Origin of the sequence: Strawberry lethal yellows phytoplasma (CPA) str. NZSb11, assembly GCF_000397185.1 — a bacterium.
Taxonomy (GTDB): Bacteria; Bacillota_I; Bacilli_A; order Acholeplasmatales; family Acholeplasmataceae; genus Phytoplasma; species Phytoplasma australiense.
This window is the reverse complement of sequence record NC_021236.1, coordinates 1-18,850: the sequence shown is the minus strand read 5'-3', so window position 1 is coordinate 18,850 and position 18,850 is coordinate 1. Positions and strand designations below refer to the sequence as shown.

General features: G+C 24.5%; 17 protein-coding genes, 8 tRNA genes and 1 riboswitch. Of the genes, 3 read left to right on the top strand and 22 right to left on the bottom strand.

The window, feature by feature from the left end; all coding sequences use genetic code 11:
* Positions 1 to 259: 259 nt before the first annotated feature.
* From SLY_RS05530 to SLY_RS00085, 5 genes are all read right to left on the bottom strand, one after another.
* Positions 260 to 430, bottom strand: a complete 171-nt coding sequence (locus SLY_RS05530; RefSeq protein ID WP_015637589.1) for a hypothetical protein — start codon at positions 428 to 430, stop codon at positions 260 to 262.
* Entirely contained in the window at positions 399 to 1,355 is a 957-nt protein-coding gene (locus SLY_RS05860; protein ID WP_015637588.1) for an ABC transporter permease subunit, read from the bottom strand. The genes SLY_RS05530 and SLY_RS05860 overlap by 32 nt, the downstream gene beginning before the upstream one ends.
* A gap of 68 nt (positions 1,356 to 1,423) precedes the next feature.
* Complete coding sequence (locus SLY_RS05855; RefSeq protein ID WP_041784257.1) at positions 1,424 to 1,900, bottom strand: transporter substrate-binding domain-containing protein; 477 nt, start codon at positions 1,898 to 1,900, stop codon at positions 1,424 to 1,426.
* A gap of 59 nt (positions 1,901 to 1,959) precedes the next feature.
* Positions 1,960 to 2,130: riboswitch (Lysine riboswitch) on the bottom strand.
* A gap of 1,104 nt (positions 2,131 to 3,234) precedes the next feature.
* The gene (locus SLY_RS00090; protein ID WP_015637587.1) at positions 3,235 to 3,699 is read right to left on the bottom strand and encodes a Spx/MgsR family RNA polymerase-binding regulatory protein; all 465 of its coding nucleotides are present in this window, start codon (positions 3,697 to 3,699) and stop codon (positions 3,235 to 3,237) included.
* Between the two features lie 265 nt (positions 3,700 to 3,964).
* Complete coding sequence (locus SLY_RS00085; RefSeq protein ID WP_015637586.1) at positions 3,965 to 5,653, bottom strand: ribonuclease J; 1,689 nt, start codon at positions 5,651 to 5,653, stop codon at positions 3,965 to 3,967.
* Between the two features lie 167 nt (positions 5,654 to 5,820).
* Between SLY_RS00085 and SLY_RS00080 the strand changes: the two genes are divergently transcribed.
* The 3 genes from SLY_RS00080 (at position 5,821) to SLY_RS00070 (ending at position 7,018) form a co-directional block, all read left to right on the top strand.
* The gene (locus tag SLY_RS00080; protein WP_012358642.1) at positions 5,821 to 6,609 is read left to right on the top strand and encodes an HAD family hydrolase; all 789 of its coding nucleotides are present in this window, start codon (positions 5,821 to 5,823) and stop codon (positions 6,607 to 6,609) included.
* 19 nt (positions 6,610 to 6,628) lie between these two features.
* On the top strand, positions 6,629 to 6,790 hold the full coding sequence (locus tag SLY_RS00075) for an HAD family hydrolase (RefSeq protein ID WP_148284430.1): 162 nt from the start codon (positions 6,629 to 6,631) through the stop codon (positions 6,788 to 6,790).
* A gap of 66 nt (positions 6,791 to 6,856) precedes the next feature.
* Positions 6,857 to 7,018, top strand: coding sequence for an HAD family hydrolase (locus SLY_RS00070; protein ID WP_148284430.1), 162 nt, complete (start codon positions 6,857 to 6,859; stop codon positions 7,016 to 7,018).
* Positions 7,019 to 7,156: 138 nt separating this feature from the next.
* On the opposite strand, the gene SLY_RS00065 is transcribed toward SLY_RS00070, so the two are convergent.
* The 17 genes from SLY_RS00065 to dnaA form a co-directional block, all read right to left on the bottom strand.
* Positions 7,157 to 7,231, bottom strand: a tRNA-Gly gene (locus tag SLY_RS00065).
* Positions 7,232 to 7,236: 5 nt separating this feature from the next.
* Positions 7,237 to 7,313: transfer RNA gene (locus SLY_RS00060), tRNA-Pro, on the bottom strand.
* A 22-nt stretch (positions 7,314 to 7,335) separates the two neighbouring features.
* Positions 7,336 to 7,412: transfer RNA gene (locus tag SLY_RS00055), tRNA-Arg, on the bottom strand.
* Between the two features lie 6 nt (positions 7,413 to 7,418).
* Positions 7,419 to 7,494: transfer RNA gene (locus SLY_RS00050), tRNA-Glu, on the bottom strand.
* Between the two features lie 167 nt (positions 7,495 to 7,661).
* Positions 7,662 to 8,513, bottom strand: coding sequence for a DegV family protein (locus SLY_RS00045; RefSeq protein ID WP_012358639.1), 852 nt, complete (start codon positions 8,511 to 8,513; stop codon positions 7,662 to 7,664).
* A 346-nt stretch (positions 8,514 to 8,859) separates the two neighbouring features.
* Positions 8,860 to 10,545, bottom strand: a complete 1,686-nt coding sequence (locus tag SLY_RS00040) for a ribonuclease J (RefSeq protein ID WP_015637585.1) — start codon at positions 10,543 to 10,545, stop codon at positions 8,860 to 8,862.
* Between the two features lie 1,392 nt (positions 10,546 to 11,937).
* On the bottom strand, positions 11,938 to 13,074 hold the full coding sequence (locus SLY_RS00035; protein ID WP_015637584.1) for a hypothetical protein: 1,137 nt from the start codon (positions 13,072 to 13,074) through the stop codon (positions 11,938 to 11,940).
* Positions 13,067 to 13,540, bottom strand: a complete 474-nt coding sequence (locus tag SLY_RS05515) for a DNA cytosine methyltransferase (protein ID WP_235043278.1) — start codon at positions 13,538 to 13,540, stop codon at positions 13,067 to 13,069. The genes SLY_RS00035 and SLY_RS05515 overlap by 8 nt, the downstream gene beginning before the upstream one ends.
* Positions 13,541 to 13,586: 46 nt before the next feature.
* Complete coding sequence (locus SLY_RS05510; RefSeq protein WP_235043277.1) at positions 13,587 to 13,808, bottom strand: DNA cytosine methyltransferase; 222 nt, start codon at positions 13,806 to 13,808, stop codon at positions 13,587 to 13,589.
* A 207-nt stretch (positions 13,809 to 14,015) separates the two neighbouring features.
* Positions 14,016 to 14,306: a DNA cytosine methyltransferase gene (locus tag SLY_RS05505; protein ID WP_235043276.1), complete on the bottom strand. Its 291-nt coding sequence runs from the start codon at positions 14,304 to 14,306 to the stop codon at positions 14,016 to 14,018.
* Positions 14,307 to 14,895: 589 nt separating this feature from the next.
* Positions 14,896 to 14,971, bottom strand: a tRNA-Trp gene (locus SLY_RS05180).
* An 11-nt stretch (positions 14,972 to 14,982) separates the two neighbouring features.
* Positions 14,983 to 15,064 (bottom strand) — tRNA-Leu (locus tag SLY_RS00025).
* A gap of 30 nt (positions 15,065 to 15,094) precedes the next feature.
* Positions 15,095 to 15,169: transfer RNA gene (locus tag SLY_RS00020), tRNA-Gln, on the bottom strand.
* A 22-nt stretch (positions 15,170 to 15,191) separates the two neighbouring features.
* A tRNA-His gene (locus tag SLY_RS00015) sits at positions 15,192 to 15,267 on the bottom strand.
* Positions 15,268 to 15,370: 103 nt separating this feature from the next.
* A complete protein-coding gene (locus tag SLY_RS05380) occupies positions 15,371 to 15,529 on the bottom strand; it encodes a hypothetical protein (RefSeq protein ID WP_015637582.1) in 159 nt (52 codons plus the stop codon).
* A 767-nt stretch (positions 15,530 to 16,296) separates the two neighbouring features.
* Positions 16,297 to 17,433, bottom strand: coding sequence for a DNA polymerase III subunit beta (gene dnaN / locus SLY_RS00010; RefSeq protein ID WP_015637581.1), 1,137 nt, complete (start codon positions 17,431 to 17,433; stop codon positions 16,297 to 16,299).
* Positions 17,434 to 17,482: 49 nt separating this feature from the next.
* Positions 17,483 to 18,850, bottom strand: coding sequence for a chromosomal replication initiator protein DnaA (gene dnaA / locus SLY_RS00005; RefSeq protein WP_012358634.1), 1,368 nt, complete (start codon positions 18,848 to 18,850; stop codon positions 17,483 to 17,485).

Below are 18,850 nucleotides of genomic sequence, written 5' to 3'. Positions count from 1 at the left end.
AAAAAAATTTAAAACAAAAGTTGGCGAGTCTTTGGAAAAAGTGAATATTTTTATAAAAATAAAAGCCCTCAAACTAACGAGGGCTTTTAAAATTTTTTGAATCAAAAAATCAAAAAGATATTTTTTTAATACTTTTGAATTAACAACAAAATTAAAACATATAAATCTAGAAACTAATTTGTCTTATTATTAATTTTAATATTGTCATTTTATTTAATAAATTTAATTTAAAATATTTTAATTATTTATATTATAAAATTTAAATTTGTCTTGCTTTTTCTAATCTTTTCAAAAAGAAAATAATAGTTCCTATAATTATCAAATAAATAATGGAAGAAATATAATAAGGGGTAATGCTTGCAACACTACCATACAAAGATTTAGAAGCAAAAGCAATATCAATAATACCACCGTAACGTACTAAAAACAACACAATCTTTTAAATTCATAATAAACTGATTTAAAATAGGAACTTCTGATGTTTTAATTGCTTGAGGTAAAACAATATTGTACATTGTTTGGGTGTGTGACATTCCCAAAGACGAGGAGGCCTCAATTTGTCCTTTATCCAAAAAGGAAATATTTTTAGTAATAATTTCTGCAATATATCCCATAGTATTTAAAATAATTACCATGTAAGCAGAAAACATTGGAGTATACCACGAAACATCTTTTAAAAAGAGCTCTTTGAAAACATAATAACCGACAAAGGCTTGAACTAACATAGGGGTACTTTTGATAACCCATATATAAATATCAATAATTTTACATCCTGTTTGATGCAAATAATAAATTACAAAATGACTGTTCTTTTTGGTAATATTCAAAACTTTGAAAAAAACTAATAATAAAGATAAAGCAAATCCTCCCAAAGTTCCATAAATCCCAAATTTAAGAGTTGTTGCAATCCCTTTTTTATAAAGAGGGAAATTGTTTCTAAAGATAGTCAACATACTTTTATCTGGGTCAATGGTTTCTTCAGCCATAGACCATAATTCTTTTCTTTGTTGTTGAGACAAATTGTTTTCTAAAAAGTTATCAAGAGCTTGTTGGGTAATGCCTTTTTTTGCAATATTTTCTTTTTTAAATGCAATTCCAAGAATACCTTCAGATGGTTTGATTATGTTTTTCATTAAATCTGAATTTATTGGAACGTCTATCAATTCTAAATCATCTGGATCGGTTTTTTTGTGGGCTTTTGAAACCGCTGCATCAGCTACATAAAAATATTTATTAGAATCCGTTTTAACATTTTGAGCTTGGATATCAAAGTTATCCAGTTCTACTATTTCAGATCCTTTTAACTTTTGTGCTATATCTTCGTAAAAAGTTCCTGTTTGATATAAACATTTCATATCTGGGGGAAATTGATCTTTATTTAGAGCTCTAAATTTGTCCTTAACATCCTCAGGAAGGTTTTTGTTTATAATAAGACAATAAGTTTGATCGGAATCATAATAAGATTTTTCAGTGAAATCAATTTTTTCTTTTCTTTTTTTGTGGCACTCATTCCTGCAATAATTAAATCAATATCTCCATTTTGGCAAGCAGGAATTAAACCATCGAAAGATATTGCTTTAATTACCAATTTTTTGTTTAAATGTTTTGCTAATAGTTTAGATACCAAAATATCATACCCAGCAACTAAAGACTTAGTTTCTCTATTATTTGCTGTTAAAAGATATGTTTGGTCTATCTGCTTGTTGTATTGAGCCATATAATTATAAGGATAGTAATCACATTCCATTCCTACAACTAAAGTGTTTGGATCTCCTTTTTTAAATTGTGGAGCATAAAAATCATCAATAATTAAAAAAGATATAACAATAATTAAAAGAGCAAAAACAAGATACTTAACTTTAAAATAATTCTTGATTCTTGAAAAAGATAACGTTGGCAAATGATTTTCCTTCCTATAAAAAACAAAAAAACCTTCTTAAAAAAGAAGGCTTGAGAGAGATTTAATAAAGCTCCTTTACTGTTAGAACAGCAAGAATATTATAGATATTTTCTATAATCTCATAATAAATTATTGCCATAATTATTATTCGGCGATGGTTACCTTTCTTATGCTTCACAGAATGCCTTCTCCACATAATACTCTTTTGCACCGCTACCTCTTTTTTGGATTTTATATAATTTTTTTATTTAAATAATTAAAACATATAATAAAAAATTTATTATATTAATATCATTATTATATTAATATCATTATAACATAAATTTTGAAATTAGTTAATTATTTTTTAGGTTTTTAATTATTATAGTTATTTTTAGTTTTGTGATTGATTGATTTATTTTTTGTCATTAATGAAGCAAAAAAGTTATTAATGTAACAAAAAAATGATCATTGTTATAGCTTACAAAAAATAATAAAGTTATGCAACCATTTTTAGTTATGAAAAGAAATTATTTTTATTTATTTTATCATTTTGATTGTTCGACATTAGAGATGCAACAAAAAAATTATATTGATAGTTTTTTATGCCAAAAAAATATTTTCTTATTAAACTAATTTTGGCTTTGTTTTTTTGAAATTAAAATGTTTTAAAAAAGTAAAAAAGCTGCTCTACCCAAACTTTTTTTCAATCTTTTTTGACTAATTATTATCTAGATTTTTGCATTTATAAAAATATTTTGTTACAAAAAAAATTATAAAAGCTAACAAAAATATAAACTCACACAACTAAACACGAAAGAAAAGAAAAAATGATTGCAAAACTCATCTAAAATAAAATATGGTTTCAAAGTAGCGATAATTAATTAAAAAAATAAAAATAGTTTGTTGATATTTAGAAAAACTTAATTTGTTCATGATATTAATAATTATTTTTTCATTTATGATTTAGTAAAAATAATCTCATTTTATTTTTTTAAAATATTTTATTTTTGTTTTTTAATTATGGTTTTTTTGTTTTTTTAAATGAATTTTTTTAAAACAACTATTTTTCTCTTTTAATTTTTTCTTTTCTTAATTTTTCCTCCAAAAACAAAAAAGTCCAAACTACGTTAATAAGTAATTTGGAAAAATATTATTTTTTTATTTATCAACCTCAATTTTGAAAGAAATTATATTTATAGAACAAAAAAAATAAACTTTATTTTAATTGAGGGGGGTTAATTTGAAGTTTTTTTAATTTAAAAAAATTGTAATTATCAACTTATTTTTAAACCTTTAAAAAAACAATAAAAAATCCAAAAGTTATCTAAAAAAAGCAACACCCAATTGTAAAATCATTTGCAGATGGGTTCGTCATTATTTTTATTTTCAAAAAATTTTTTTAATAAGATTTTGTATTTATCTTTAGCTTTATAAAAAACATCATTTTTCATTAAAAAATCACGTAAATTTTTAGGCATAAAAATGCGAATACCTTCTGAATTAAATCCAATTTGAATTTTTTGGCCTTCAACGAGAATAGGTCTTTTTAAAATACTTCTTTTTTGCATAATTATCTGCTTAACTTCTTTTGTGCTTAAATTATTAAAATCAATATTTTGTTCTTTAAAGAATTTAGAAAGTTTAGAAATAATATCATCAAACCCATGAAGGCAATTTTTTAATATTAAATCGATATCTTTTTGTTGAAAATCATGACCAAATAAACTGCGTTCTATAAATTCAATTCTGTGTTGTTTTAACCATTTTTTTGCTTTTTGACAAGATGAACAATTAAAACTAGTATAAAAAATAACCATTTACTTATTGAAACCTCTTTTTTATATAAATATAATGAAATATAGCAACTTAATGAATTCATATTGATCTTTAAAAATTGAAATAAGTAATTAAATAGGTCAAATAACGAAATTTTTAATTAATTTCGTTTATTTGTATATTATATATAAAAAAAAATACCATTTCTTTTTTACAAAAATATTTATTTATTGTTAAAAAAATGGTATTAAGTTAGATAAAAAAATAATTAGATTTTTTCATTTTGAATTAAACAAAATGGTTCTATTATATAGTTAAAATAATAGGAATAATAATAGGCTTTCTAAAAGTCATTTGATATATTTTGGTAAAAAGATAATCAATGATGATTTTCTTTAAAACTTCTTTGTCTACTTCATTGTTTTTAATAGCTTTTTCAATGCTATTTTTAATATCCAAAGAAATTTTTTTAATTAACTCTTGGTTGCTTTTCATATAAATAAATCCACGAGAAACAATTGTTGGCGAACTAAGGATTTGCTTTTTTTTAACGTCTATACTCATAACAACCGCAAACAAACCTTCTTGACTTAAAAAACGACGTTCTTGCAAAATAGAATTACCAAGATAATTCATGCCCGAAGCGTCAAGAAAAACATCTTCCATAGGAATAGTATTTACAATATGGGCTTCATCAGGAATTAAAGAAATTCTTTGGCCGTTATCTAAAATAAAAATATTTTCTTCTGAAATGTTGCATTCTACCGCTAAATTTTTGTGAGCCTGCAACATACGACGTTCACCATGCACCGGAATAAAATATTTAGGTTGAATTAAGGTAAGCATTAATTTAAGGTCATTTTGATTTCCATGACCCGAAACGTGAGTGTTAATTAAAGGTCCGTGAGTAATAACATTAACATTTTTTTGTAAAAGAAGGTCAAGAGTTTTATTAATGTTTTCTTGGTTACCAGGAATCGGAGAAGAAGAAAAAATAATAGTGTCTTTATAATTAAGTTTAATTTGTCTGTGACTATTGTTTGCCATACGACTTAAAGCCGCAAGAGGCTCACCTTGAGAACCTGTACATAATAAAATAATATCACGATATTTATGAATATTATGACTAGGGACCAAAGTTCCTTCAGGAATATTTAAATAACCGTTTTTTTGACCAATTTCTAAAGATTTTTTCATACTACGGCCAAAAACAGCAATTTTTCTTTTAGTTAAAATAGTGGCTTCAACAATTTGCTTGATCCGATAAAAATTAGAAGCAAAAGTAACTATAATAATTCTATCAGGTATTTGAACAAACAATTCATCAATAGAATGTCCGATAGTACTTTCCGATTTAACTACTCCTTCTTGTTCAGCATTGGTAGAATCAGAAAGTAAACATAAAACCCCTTCTTGTCGGATTTTAATTAATTTCTCATATTCAGCCGGAGGTCCTACTGGAGTATAATCAATTTTAAAATCACTAGTATAAAAAAGATTGCCATATTTAGTTTTGATAACAATACCAAAAGTATCAGGAATAGAATGATTAACTCTAATAAAAGAAATTGAAGCATTTTGAAAATGATAACAAGAATCAGCGTTATAATTAACCATTGGTGGCAGTGCACCAACATCTTTATGTTCTAATAATTTGTATCTTAATAAATGATAAGCAATCCCTGAAACAAAAATTTTAGGAATATGAACTTTTTTTAATAAATAAGGGATTCCGCCGATATGGTCTTCATGACCGTGAGTGATAAAAAGGCCTACAATCCTTGATTCGTTATCTCTTAGATACTGATAATCAGGAATAACATAATTAATTCCTAATAAAAAATTTTCTGAAAAAGAAAAACCTGAATCAACAATAAAAATTTCTTTTCCTATTTCAAAAACATACATATTTTTGCCAACTTCGCCCAGACCTCCTAGGGCAAAGAAAGAAACATCCAACTTATTTAAGTCTATATTTGAGGTCACATTATTCATAAAAAATCTCCCTTTTTTTCAAAATAACTATATTAAAATAGTATTTTAACGATTATTACTACTTATATTATAGTATAATATAAACAAATAATTGTAATTTATTTTTTTCTAAATGAAAAAATTAAAAAAATTATATAATTTAAAATAGAATAGGTGATGAATTTTTTATGAAAAAATTAATTTTTTTTGATATCGACGGAACTTTAAGAAGCAACGAAAAAAAAACTATTGGCAGACAAACTCAAAAATTAATTAATCAATTAGCTCAAAATCCCAATGTAACATTAGGAATTGCCACCGGAAGAAATTACGGAAGGCTTGATGTTTTAAAAGGGATAAGACATTTATTTAAATATTGGGTGCTATCCAATGGAGCTTTAACTATGATTGAAGATAAAATAATTGATGAAGTTGAATTTAGTCAACAAATTATATTAAAAATACAAAAAGAAATGGAAAAAATCGGAGCATTAATGCACCTTTATAGTTTAGAACACATTTTTGAAGTTCCAACTTCTAAAAACAACTTTCATAATATGAGTGATTTTGAAAATGTAAAACAAGTCGCTTTAACAAAAGATTTTTATTTACAAAATAAAATATATCAAATATCTTTGTTGTATCAAAAAGATTCACAAAAAACACAAATTAAAAATTTTTTAGCTAAAAACAAAGAATTAAAAGCTTATTTTTGGGAAGGTGGTTATATCGATTTAATGTATCAACAAATTGATAAATCATACGGAATCAAAAAAATTAAAAAATTATTTCCCAATCATCAATTAATTTGTATGGGTGATGGTCCAAATGATTTAGAAATGTTAAAATTAGCAGATATTGCTATTACTATGGGAAACACAAAAATAGAAGAATTAAAAGAAATTTCAAACCTTATAACTCCTCATATTGATGAAGATCGTATATATGATTTTTTTAAACAAAGTAATTTAATTTAATTTGTTTAAAAGAAGTTTTATGGAAGAATTAAAATTATTTCAGCATCCCAATCCATTAATTTGTATGGGTGATGATCCAAATGATTTAGAAATGTTAAAATTAGCAGATATTGCTATTACTATGGGAAACACAAAAATAGAAGAATTAAAAGAAATTTCAAACCTTATAACTCATCATTAGATGAAGATCGTATATATGTTTTTTTTAAACAAAGTAATTTAATTTAATTTGTTTAAAAGAAGTTTTATGGAAGAATTAAAATTATTTCAGCATCCCAATCCATTAATTTGTATGGGTGATGATCCAAATGATTTAGAAATGTTAAAATTAGCAGATATTGCTATTACTATGGGAAACACAAAAATAGAAGAATTAAAAGAAATTTCAAACCTTATAACTCATCATTAGATGAAGACCGTATATATGACGTTCTTAAAACATACTAATTTAATTTGTTTATAAAATAATTAAAGTCAAATTTACCTACCAAAATAAGTAAATTTGACTTTAATTATTAAAAGTGATGCAAAAAAATAAATATCTGTTTGGAGCGAGCGATGGGAATCGAACCCACGTCTTTAGCTTGGAAGGCTAAGGTAATGGCCATTATACGACGCTCGCTCAAATGGTCGGGAAGGCAGGATTTGAACCCGCGACCTCCTGGTCCCAAACCAGGCGCTATGCCAAGCTAAGCTACTTCCCGTTATAAAAATATTCTATTTTAATGGCACACCCAAGAGGACTTGAACCCCTAGCCTTCTGATCCGTAGTCAGATGCTCTATCCAATTGAGCTATGGGTGCTTTTTTTGGTGACCCGTACGGGATTTGAACCCGTGAATGCATGCGTGAAAGGCATGTGAGTTAACCGTTTCTCCAACGGGCCTATTTTTTATACTTACAAAAAAAATAATAAGTAAAATAATTTCTTGAGGCGTCATTAAAATAAAATAAATTTAACATGGATCAATTTAAATTATATCAAAAATTTATAGCAAAAGTCAATAAAAAAAATATTCTTACAAACAAAAATAAAAAAAAAATTTGCAAAAATTAATTTTGTCTGATAATGCCTACACCAATAACATTATTACCGACATGACAACCAATCACAGGAGTTAAAGGTATTTCTAATAAATTTTTTAAACCTAAATTTTTTTCTAAAATAACTTTAAAATCATCTCTTAATTTGGTATCTCCAGTAAAAAGTAAATGTGCTTGGTAATTATAACCTTGAGTATAATCTTTTATTTTGTTAACAATCGATAAAAATGATTTATTAGTGTTAAGAGTTTTTTGAATAAGAGCTATTTTTCCTGTTGATTGCACTTGTAAAATCGGTTTAATTCTTAAAAGACGGCCAAAAAAACTTCTCACTCCAGAAAGTCTACCATTTTTAATTAATTGAGTTAATTTTTCTGTAATAAAAAAAATAGTATTGTTTCCTTTAATTAAATCTAAAGTTTTAATAACCTCTTCTAACGAATGGCCTTTTTGAAATAATTGATAAGCTTGAAGGGCAAAATAACCTTCACAAAAACAAACAGTTTGGGTATCGTAACAATATACCTCAATTTTATCAGCAACTATTTTTTTGGCTTGAATAATGGCATTATAAGTTCCACTTAAAGTAGAGGCTAAAGTTGTTATAAAAACCTTTTGATAACCTTGAGATATGAGTTTTTCAAAATAAACTACCATTTCGCCCACAGACACTTGGGAAGTTTTAGGAAGAAAATCAGGATTTTGTTGAAACATTTGGTAAAATTGTTTGTATTTCATAGTATCCCCATCAATATATTCAACATCTCCAATTAAAATTTTGATCCTAATAATATCAATATCATAATTATGCGAATAATAATCAAGACAGCTAGTAGAGGTTGTAGCAACTTTTATTTTCACATTATTCTCCTTTTATTTCAGCAAAAAACTAATTAAACACAAAAGGGGTTAAGTTTGACAAACTGTATAACTAGTCTATTCTGTTTTTCAATTAAAAAATTGTTTCGATTGAAGTTAACTAAATCCAATACGCCTAACTTAGTTATGTAAACATTTAAAGATGATTTTAAAAAAATTAAAAATGCTTAAACTTATTCAACAAATTTTTTTGAGTGTCACAAATATTTTAACAAATCAATATGTCTTTTTTGTTTTTTTAAAGAAAAATAAAAAAAGACTAATGAAAAAATCGGTTTTCAATTTTGGATTTTTTTATAGTTTGGAGTGGAACAATTGAAGAATAATTTTATTCATTTCTAACACTTATAAAAATAGGAATTATAATTGGTCTTTTTTTGGTTTCTTTGAATAAAAACTTAGAGATAGATTCTCTAATGTGTTTTTTAAAATCATTCCATTTAAGATATTTATTTGTTAAAAAAACAGCACTTTGTTCATCAAAAACATCTTTTAATTTAGCAAAAATATTATTAGTTTCTGTTTGTTCTAAAAAACCTTTACTAACTATTTTTGGCTCTCCCACAATTTTTTTATATTTAGCATTAACATTCACAACTAAAATAACAACACCATCAGCGGCTAAAAATTCACGGTCTTTCATAATAAATTCTTTTCCGTCAGCAACAGGAGTGCCATCGATTAAAATTTCGTTTAACGAAAAAACTTTATTTTCAACAAAAGGTTCTTTATCAGAGGAGGCACGCCAAATAGATCCGTTTTCTAATAAAAAGATCTGATTACTTTTAAAACCGTTTTTTTGAGCTATTTTTTTTACTTGATACTGATGGCGATATTCTCCCATAACAGGAATGATGTAGCGAGGTTTTAAAAAATTTAACATTATTTTTAAATTTTGTTCATAATTACTTTCAGACAACGATAAATCTTTAATTAAAAGATGGGATTTAATATTATGACGAGATAAAGTATCTAAAGTTTGGGATTGCATCTTTGCAATTCCTGCCATGTCTTGAGACATTAATAAAATCAAATCTTGAGAATTTAGGTGAATTTTGGGATCTGTTTTATTTGCCATTTGTTGCAAACGTTGTAAAGTTGCAAAATGTTTTCCAAAGAGAAAAACTACTAATTGATTATGTTTAGTATGCTCTTCAAAAGTATTTAATTTAACGAAATTAGCATCAGGAATTTTTAAAAATTCTTTTTTTAAAGCCACATCAATAATTGTTTCATTTTCATTTCCTAAAATAGCTACTTTAAAATTTAACTTACAAGCCAAAGTAATTGCTTTTTGGATTTTAAAGAGATCGGGAGCTAAAGAGGCAACAACGATAATGCCTTTAGGTTTTAAAGAATAATTGATGAAATAATTACTTATTTTGTGATCGAAATTATTTTGAGATTCATCATAAGAATAATTAAAAGCTCTTTGTGAGGCAGGCAAAAATGCTAAAACTTTTTGTTGCGTTGATTTAGTTAATTGAGTTAAATTTGTTTGGAAAAATTGATTTTGAGATTCTAAAGATTTTAATTCTCCTGTATAAACAATGGCACCTAAACTGGTTTGAAAAGAAATGCCTAATGTTTCTGGGATTAATTGAGATGTAGCAAAAAAAGAAATTTCTACATCTTTAAAGCGAAGAATTTCATTTGTTTTTATAACATTTAAATTTAGATTTTGATAATTAATTTTATGACTTGCAAAATAATTTTTTAAAACTTCCATCGTAAAATAAGAAGTATAAATAGGTAAATTATATTCTTTAATAAAATATGGTACAGCACCTAAATTAGTTTCAAAAGCAGAAGTTAAAAAAACACCTTTAATTTTATCTTTCATGCTTTCTAATTTATGGTAATCAGCTATCATGGCATCTATGCCATACAAAGAAACGCTAGGATATTTTAGTCCAGCATCAATAATAAAGCAAGATTCATTAATTTGTAATAGATAAAAATTTTTGCCATTTTCGCCCAAACCACCTAAAGCAAAAAATTTAATGTCAATCACTTGTAAGCCTCCAGATTATTGTTTATTGTTTTTTCATTATTTCATTATCAAAAAAGCGTTAATTTATTTTCTCTTTGGAGACAAACAATAAAAAAATCCGTTAAAAATTAAATTTTAAAATAAAAAATAATTAACAAAAACAAAAAAACAGAAAAGACACGTTTGTCCAATTTGACAACTAAAAAAATTGTAAATCTGAGATATTATCTTCTTATCTTGTTTTTATTATAATTTTTACGTTTACGCATTATAAAGGATAAATCGAAATGTGTTTTTTGAAATATTCAATAGATTAAAACAAATTCTAATATACCTATATTATACTACAAAAATTTTATAAAAATACATTTAATCATAAAATAGGGAAGCTCTTTTTCAAAAAAAATTTTGTTTTCGAACCAGAAAATGTTAATATTAGATTTTTTTTATTTATACTATTAATGGATGACAAGATTTAATTTATTTTTAATTCGTTTTATCTTTATCATCCATTAATAAAACTTTTAACAGAAAAGAGAGGAAATAAAATGAGTTCTCAAAAATGTAATTGCCAAAATTGCAGTTGTCAAAATTGCAAATGCAACAATAAAAAATAAATAAAAAAACATGAGAATTTTTTATCTTTAAAATTGTTATATTTATAGTTTAAACTTGGAAGACACTAAAATTAGTGTCTTTTTTTTATTATATTAAAAGAAAATGTTGCAAATTTATAAAAAAAATGTATAATATTTTGTAAGTTATAAGAAAAATAAATTAAAAAAAGTGCGCTGTTCAGTTTTTTTAGACATATTTTAATTTAAAAATCACTCTTTAAAACTAAAAATTCAATAGATAATTCCATATCTTTTAAAACTAACAAAGTAATTTCATTACACTTAAAAAGTGTCTAATGTTTTTTCATAATTTGCTAGTTTCAAAAGATATTTTTCAAATATTTTATCCCTACAATATATATAAGTACAAAAAAAGAAAAAATCACCTACAAAACGACATGGATTAAATTTTTTAAAATAATGTGGAGTTTTTAATTTTGGGCTGTTTATACTATATAATAACAGGGTTAATTGGCAAATCCCCCACCATAAACACTAGCGAAAATGAGGATGGAAGACGGAAAAAATAAAATATCTATGTAAAAAATAAAAAAAACCCCCCTAGCTGAGGGGGTCTACATATTATACTAAGTTTATATAAAAAAATATAATTAAATTTTTTATTTATTTCTCTTTTTGCATCAAAAAAACATGAATCAGTATTCATTAATTACTTTAATTATTAAACTCATACGTAAATTAAGAGCGCTGTTAGTTGGGGAAAAAAGCTATATCTTGCCAGTTGGTTTTTTGCTAAAAATGTATTTTAAAAATCTTGGGAAAAATAATTTCTAATTTATTTTTCATTAAAATAAGGATGAATTTTTTCGTCAATTATTTTTTTATTTTGTTTTTTAATATTATCTAATATTTTTGATTCTTGAAAATTTGATAATGGGTTGTATTTTATTTCAATATCTTTATTTCCTCGTTTAGACAAAAAATTAATGCATCCTAAATCTTTTTTTAAAACATTCATCCAACTACTTATATATCTATTTTGAGAATCTGTTAAAAACAAAATATCTTGATTATCAAATTCTTTTTTAATAACTTCAACTATTTGATTATAACTAATTTTTTCTAAATATTTTTTATTTTGTTTTTTTCCTAATTCGTCCAAAGCAAATAACAAAACTTCAACAATGTCTTGAAAGTAGTCTTTAATTAATTTTAAGCAAAAATTTTCTAAATCTAATGTTGCAATTTTTTGACCGATATCGGTCAAAACATTATTATAATCAACCAAACCTAAACTACTTAAAGTTATTAAAGCATTTCTAGGGTTATTTTCCAATAGTATGTTTTTATAAAATATTTTTTTATTTTGTTTTATAATATTGTCTTCTATATCTTTTTTTCTATGTATTTTTTTATATGAAATGATATTTAAATTATGAATTTCTTTTAACCAAAAATATAATTCCCAAATTCTAGTATCTCTAAAATAATAAGGACATATGTCTATTTTCTTAAATGCACTTGTTTGTTTTTTGTTTTTATATATTTTATTAGGATTAAATAAATTTAAAGTATGATTTTGATTATTAATTACCAATAATTCAGTTTCTTTAGGATAAAAAACTTTAGCTGGGTTAAAGTGACTTTTCTTACCGAAAACAGAACTAGGAACTACCAAAATTACTTTTGTTTCATTTAAAAATTTATCAAAAATATTATTTTCTTTAAAACCTTGATACTGTAAAATTTGACCAACTCCTCTTATGTATTCTGTTATGCCCACTTGTCCTTTGCATTCTAAAATAGCTATAATTTTATTTTTATGATTATAAAAGCAAAAATCAGCTTTTATGTTATCAATAAATTTTTCTTCTTTTTGAATTATAAAATCATCGATATTTAATAAACGAGCAAAATTTTTTTTAAAATTATCATCTTTTAGAATTAAATCCGTTAATTTGTTTTCATTCACTTTTTACCTCTTTTAAAAATTTTTTTATTTTTTTAGCAATAGCATTAGATAGTAAAATAGGTACTGCGTTACCTATTTGTTCACACCTATTTGAATGGCTCCCATAAAATTTATAATTTAATGGAAATCCACTTAAAGCAGCGGCTTCTCTTATTGTGATGCTTCTATTCAACCAAGGATGGATAGGTAAAGCACTATGTCCTGGAACCAAAGTGCCGCATGGTTTGTGTCTAGATAATCTAGTAGCACTTCCACGAGAATAAAAACTACTAATTTTAAGTTCATTTGGTAATTGGTCAATAATATGAGAAATATTTTTTCCCTCAGGGATAAAACCAAATCTTTTAATAGTTTTGGGATTGTGTGACATCGGTATATTATCTAAATCATCTAAATTATTATAATCAATGGTTTTGAAAACATCTTCTACAGTAGTATAAGGGAGTAAATTATCACAAAAACTCATTCCATTAATATTCCCTAATGGATTATCTTTTTGAAAATGAGTGATTTTAGGAAAGGTAAAAAATTTTTTTTATTTCTTTTTTAACTGCTACTATAATAGCTCTATTTCTAGCAGTAGCTGCGCCATACCAAGCTGAATTTAATACTTGATGGTAAACTTTATAACCCATTTTATCGTATTTATTTTTAATATCATCAAATACAGAAATTAAAACTTGTTGTTTTTCTAATTTTTTTAATAAATCATTTTTTTGTTTTTTTAATTCCAAAAGACGTTTATTTTCTAATTCATGAGATAAATTCTTTTTTCTTTTGCTACCTTTTTTGGCTTGAAGTTGAGCGTATTCTTGCCAAATATCATCAATTTCTTTTTTAAGATTTTAGTAGTTAAAAAAGTAGGAACATTTTCAATAATAGAAATTGTAGGTTTTAAATGGTTAACAAATTCTAATTGTTTTAAATATAAATAATTTCTTTTATCGGTTATCGGTGGGTTTTCTTTGACCTGCTAAACTAAATCCTTTGCAAACAATACCACCAAATAAAACATCAACATTTATAATTGAGATTTTATTAATTGAGATATCATTAATATCTCTTGGGTCTATATAACATTTTTTTTCTAATAAAGGAAAATTTAATTTCAAAGTTTGAATACAATTGGGTTCAAATTCATTAATATAAACGCTTACGAAACCATTATTAATAAACCCTAAATGAGAACCGCCAGCACCAGCAAAAGTTTCAGCAATAGTATTTTTATTCATATTATATTCTCGCTTTTAATTCATTAATTAAAAAATCTAAACCTTTGACATTTTTGATGTTTAAAAATGTATCAAAAGAAGTTGCATTTTTCATTTTTTAAACTACTTTCTTTTTTTAATTATTATATTATTTTTTTACAAATTAAAATATGAATTTTAACATAAAATCAGTTTTGCTCCTATTAAATTGAAATTAATTATAACTATCCTAATTATACCTCAAATCAAAGTTATAACATCAAAATTTTAATTGGGTGTTTTAAAGATATAATTTTAATATTTTTATTTAATCACAAAAACAATTATAACTCAAAAATATATTTATTAAATTACTATATAATATGATTAATATTCAAAGACGAACGGTTAGCGAAGTAGGCGTCAATCCGAAGTGCTTTAATTATAAGATTTTAATTTTTTAGTGTTTTTATTTCGGTTAAATTTAAAACAACAGAAGTTTTGACTAATTTAAAAATATTTATCATCTTGAACCTTATAATAAAAAAAATTTTAAATTGAACCCAAATAAAAAAAGTTTTGATGAACTCAAAACCCATTATATCTTATTTATTTTTATTGTTTTTTGAAATGGCAGGGATATTCAGGATTCGAACCCGAACGAGCGGTTTTGGAGACCGTTATGCTACCGTTGACATCATATCCCTTAAATATTTGATGGTACGGGTGACAGGAGTCGAACCTGCACGCACAAGCGCTAGATCCTAAATCTAGTGCGTCTACCATTTCGCCACACCCGCTTTTAAATTTTTTTGTAAGGTTTAAAAAAATGGCAGACCCAGCTGGATTTGAACCAGCGAATCACGGAGTCAAAGTCCGTTGCCTTACCACTTGACTATGGGCCTTAGTTTTATTTTTTTGTATTATTGGGGCGGCTGATGGGAATCGAACCCACGAATATCGGCGCCACAAGCCGCCGCGTTAACCACTTCGCCACAACCGCCAACTAACAATATAAATTTAATAATACAAAATTATTATATCTGTAAATTTGCGATTTGTAAAGTAAAAAAGCTTATTTTAGTTTTTTCAGTCAAAAAAAAGTATCATTGATCAACATCTAATTTTTGCATGAAATCAAGGATGTTTTTTTTGACTTGTTTTATATGCAAATTATCATCATTATAATAATTATCTTGTTGTTCTTTCATATATTCACACGTCAATCTTTTCCACTCTTTTTTTTGATTTTTTTTGTTTTCCATTTTGATAATTTCCTTTTTGATTAATTTATTAATTTTTTAGTTTGTTGTTTTGACGCTTCTAATTCGGATTTTTTTACAAATCTCTTGCATAAAATCTTATTAATTAATCCTATCTTTTCGTAATAAAATTTTTGTAGGTTTCTTTTATGAATGGAAGCAAAATATCTTTTACTTGAAGCATAGTAAAATTATCATCCTGATAATATTTTTCTCTCAGCTCGTCAAGCTTATCATAGATTAATTGTTTTCTATTCAGCATTAGTTGTTTTCTCTCTTTCTAAATATTTTTTTAATTTATTTTTAAATCATTAAGTAAAAAATTTAAATAATTAAAATATATTTTAAACTAAAAAAACTACCTAAATTAGGTAGTTTTTTTATTATATTTCACGTATTAAAATTATCTTCAAAAATTTTTGCATTTTTATTAATTCTTCAAAACACCGCTCTCTAATCCTTTTTACTAATAAGAGAAAGAAAAAACGTCAAATTATTTTTTTAAATTATTAAAAAAATAAATTTTGTTTTCTTTAGTTTTAAAACAATTAGAAAAAATAATTTATTTAACTCATAAAAATTGATAAAAAATATAGATTTTATTAAAAAAATTAAAAAAATAAGAAAAAAAATATTGAATAAGTTCACCTTCAACAGAAAAAACTTAAAAATTACGCCCTTCAAAAAGGGCGTTTATCACAAAAAGACAGCAGTACTCAAATTATTTTTTCTCAACATTTAAAAAAACGGGGTTAAAAAATAGTAAAAAATCAGTCATTTTCTTTCTGAATAGGAAAAATCAAATGAACTGAACTTTCTTCTTCTAAAGTAGTAACAATAAAAGGTTTGAGGTGACTTTCAAAATAAAAAACAATTTCAGAAGAAGTCAAAACTTTTAAAATATCTTCCAAATGCTTGGCATTAAAAGCTATTTCAAATTTTTCTGAAGTTACTTTTAAAGGGATGATTTTTTCTAAAGCTGTTCCTAAATTTTCATTGGAAATTGATATTTCAATTATTTTTTCCTCAGTTAATTTAAACAAAACAATATTTTTATTTACTTCTTCTTTTGAAAAAAATAAAGAAATTCTTTCTAAAACTTTCATTACATCATCTTTATTTAAATGAACAACAAAGGGATAATTTTTTAAATTAAATTCTTGAATTTGAGGATAATTTCCTTCCAAAAGAGAAGTGCAAAACCATAAATTATCGATTTTTAAAAAAATTTTTTTATCATCTGAATAAATTTTTAAGTTTTTGTTATCGTAATATTCTAATATTTTAATTAATTCCTCTAAACTTTTGTTAGGAATAACCATATTAAAATCAAAATAAGGAAAATCTAATTTAATTTTTTTATAACTTATTCGAAAAGAATCGGTTGCCAAAGCTTTTAAGGTCTTTTTTTCATAAATTAGATTAGAACCTGTTAAAATAGGTCTTTTTTCATTTTTAGAACTAGAAATATTAACTTCTTTAATCATTTTTTTAAAAGAAGAAACCTTTAATTCAAAAAATTCTTTTTTTTCGAAAAAAAATTCAGGCAATAAAAACCCTAAAAGAGTCATTAATTTTAATTTATATTCACAAAAATTAGTTTTAATCACTAAAAAATTATTTTCTGTAACAGTCATTTTGATTGAAGGGGTGTTAATTTTTTTAATTATTTCAATAAAATGTCTACCAAAACAAGCGATTTCTCCTTCTTTTTCAATTTTCAAACTTTGATCTTCAATCGAGATTTGAATCGCAATATTCCCATTGTTAACTTCTAAAATTAAAGTGTTTTTTTTAGCAGTGATTTTTAATATGTTGAAAACAGGAAATAAACTTTTCTGTGGTAAAATTTTATATATTTTTAAAAGTTGTTTTAAAAAAACATCTTTATTAATTTCTAAATACATTGAAATAAATTATTTCCTTCCTGAATTGGTTTTTTTAAAAAGTTAAAAGTTAATTATTTATTTTTTCTAAAATTAGTTCAATTGATTTTTTTAATTCGTGGTCAGTTTGGCAATTTTTTTTAATTTTTTGATAAGCTTTATAAACTGTTGAATGATTTCTTTTAAAAAAACTTCCAATAATATTATAAGACAGTCCTTTTAAATCTTTGATTAAATACATTGCAATATTTCTTGGCAAAGTGTATTTGTGATGTTTTTTTTTGCCTATTAAATCACGAACGTTAATGTTAAAAAAGTCACTAACTATTAGTTTAATTTTTTCTAAAATGTTTTCGTCATAAGAAAGTTTTTTTTTACCTTTAATTAAAGGTTCTAAAGCTTCACCTGCTACTTTTAAATTAATTTCTTGACCGAATGTTTTGGCATAATTTAATAATCTCAATAAAGCCCCTTCCATTTCTCTTATATTATTTACAAAAACAGAACAAATCATTTCTACAACTTCTTTTTGAACTTTTAAAGGGTTGTTATTTTGGAATTCTAAAATTTTCTTTTTTAAAATATGAATTCGGTGGTCAAAATCCGGATTTTGAACGTCAACCATAAGACCTCCTTCGAAACGTGAAGTTAATCTATTCATAATATTTTTTAATTCTGAAGCTTGTTTATCACTTGTAATAATTATTTGTTTTTGGTTTAAATAAAGATAATCAAAAAGTTTAAAAAATTCCATTTGAGTTCTTGTGGCTCCTGCCATAATTTGGATATCATCAACTAATAAAACATCAATATCGCGATATTTTTCATTAAAATCTTCCATTTTTGCTTTCCTTAATTGATTGGTAAATTCTTCAATAAAACCATCTGCTTTAACATACAAAACTTTTTTGTTTTTTTTTTGAATCAAATGATTGCCAATTCCTTGGATAAGGTGTGTTTTTCCGATACCAGTTTGGCCGAAAATATAAAAAGGGTTGACAGAAATTTTGTCTTCTTCTATAATTTTTTGGGCAATTGTAAAAGCGAATTTGTTACCTTTTCCAACTACAAAATTATCTAGGCTATATTTTGGATTAATGTTTCCGTGATTATATTCATTAAATTTAATTTTACGATTTTCGATTTCAACGTTTTCGCTTTTTTTAAGGATTGGTTTTTGCTCTTTGTTTTCTTTTGAAATAATTTCAATTTCAATGTTTTCTTTTCTTTTATTTTTAATTATTTCTTTTATTTTTTTAAAATATAGTTTATATATTTTATTTTTGATAAATTTTGTTTCAACTAAAATAATAATTTTTTTTTCTTCGTTGTAAACTTTTTCGATATTAGAAAACGTTTCTTTAAAAACTTCGTTACTGTAGATTTTAGATAAATCTTCTAAAACTTCTTCCCATATTTTTATATAATAATTTTTCAT

What these genes read in the sequence shown, in the direction of transcription:
- SLY_RS05505 (WP_235043276.1), bottom strand. Translation starts at nt 14,306, where the DNA reads ATGAATAAAAATACTATTGCTGAAACTTTTGCTGGTGCTGGCGGTTCT.
- SLY_RS00080 (WP_012358642.1), top strand. Translation starts at nt 5,821, where the DNA reads ATGAAAAAATTAATTTTTTTTGATATCGACGGAACTTTAAGAAGCAAC.
- SLY_RS00090 (WP_015637587.1), bottom strand. Translation starts at nt 3,699, where the DNA reads ATGGTTATTTTTTATACTAGTTTTAATTGTTCATCTTGTCAAAAAGCA.
- SLY_RS00075 (WP_148284430.1), top strand. Translation starts at nt 6,629, where the DNA reads ATGGAAGAATTAAAATTATTTCAGCATCCCAATCCATTAATTTGTATG.
- dnaA (WP_012358634.1), bottom strand. Translation starts at nt 18,850, where the DNA reads ATGAAAAATTATTATATAAAAATATGGGAAGAAGTTTTAGAAGATTTA.
- SLY_RS00070 (WP_148284430.1), top strand. Translation starts at nt 6,857, where the DNA reads ATGGAAGAATTAAAATTATTTCAGCATCCCAATCCATTAATTTGTATG.
- SLY_RS05860 (WP_015637588.1), bottom strand. Translation starts at nt 1,355, where the DNA reads ATGAAATGTTTATATCAAACAGGAACTTTTTACGAAGATATAGCACAA.
- dnaN (WP_015637581.1), bottom strand. Translation starts at nt 17,433, where the DNA reads ATGTATTTAGAAATTAATAAAGATGTTTTTTTAAAACAACTTTTAAAA.
- SLY_RS05515 (WP_235043278.1), bottom strand. Translation starts at nt 13,540, where the DNA reads ATGAGTTTTTGTGATAATTTACTCCCTTATACTACTGTAGAAGATGTT.
- SLY_RS05380 (WP_015637582.1), bottom strand. Translation starts at nt 15,529, where the DNA reads ATGGAAAACAAAAAAAATCAAAAAAAAGAGTGGAAAAGATTGACGTGT.
- SLY_RS00085 (WP_015637586.1), bottom strand. Translation starts at nt 5,653, where the DNA reads ATGAATAATGTGACCTCAAATATAGACTTAAATAAGTTGGATGTTTCT.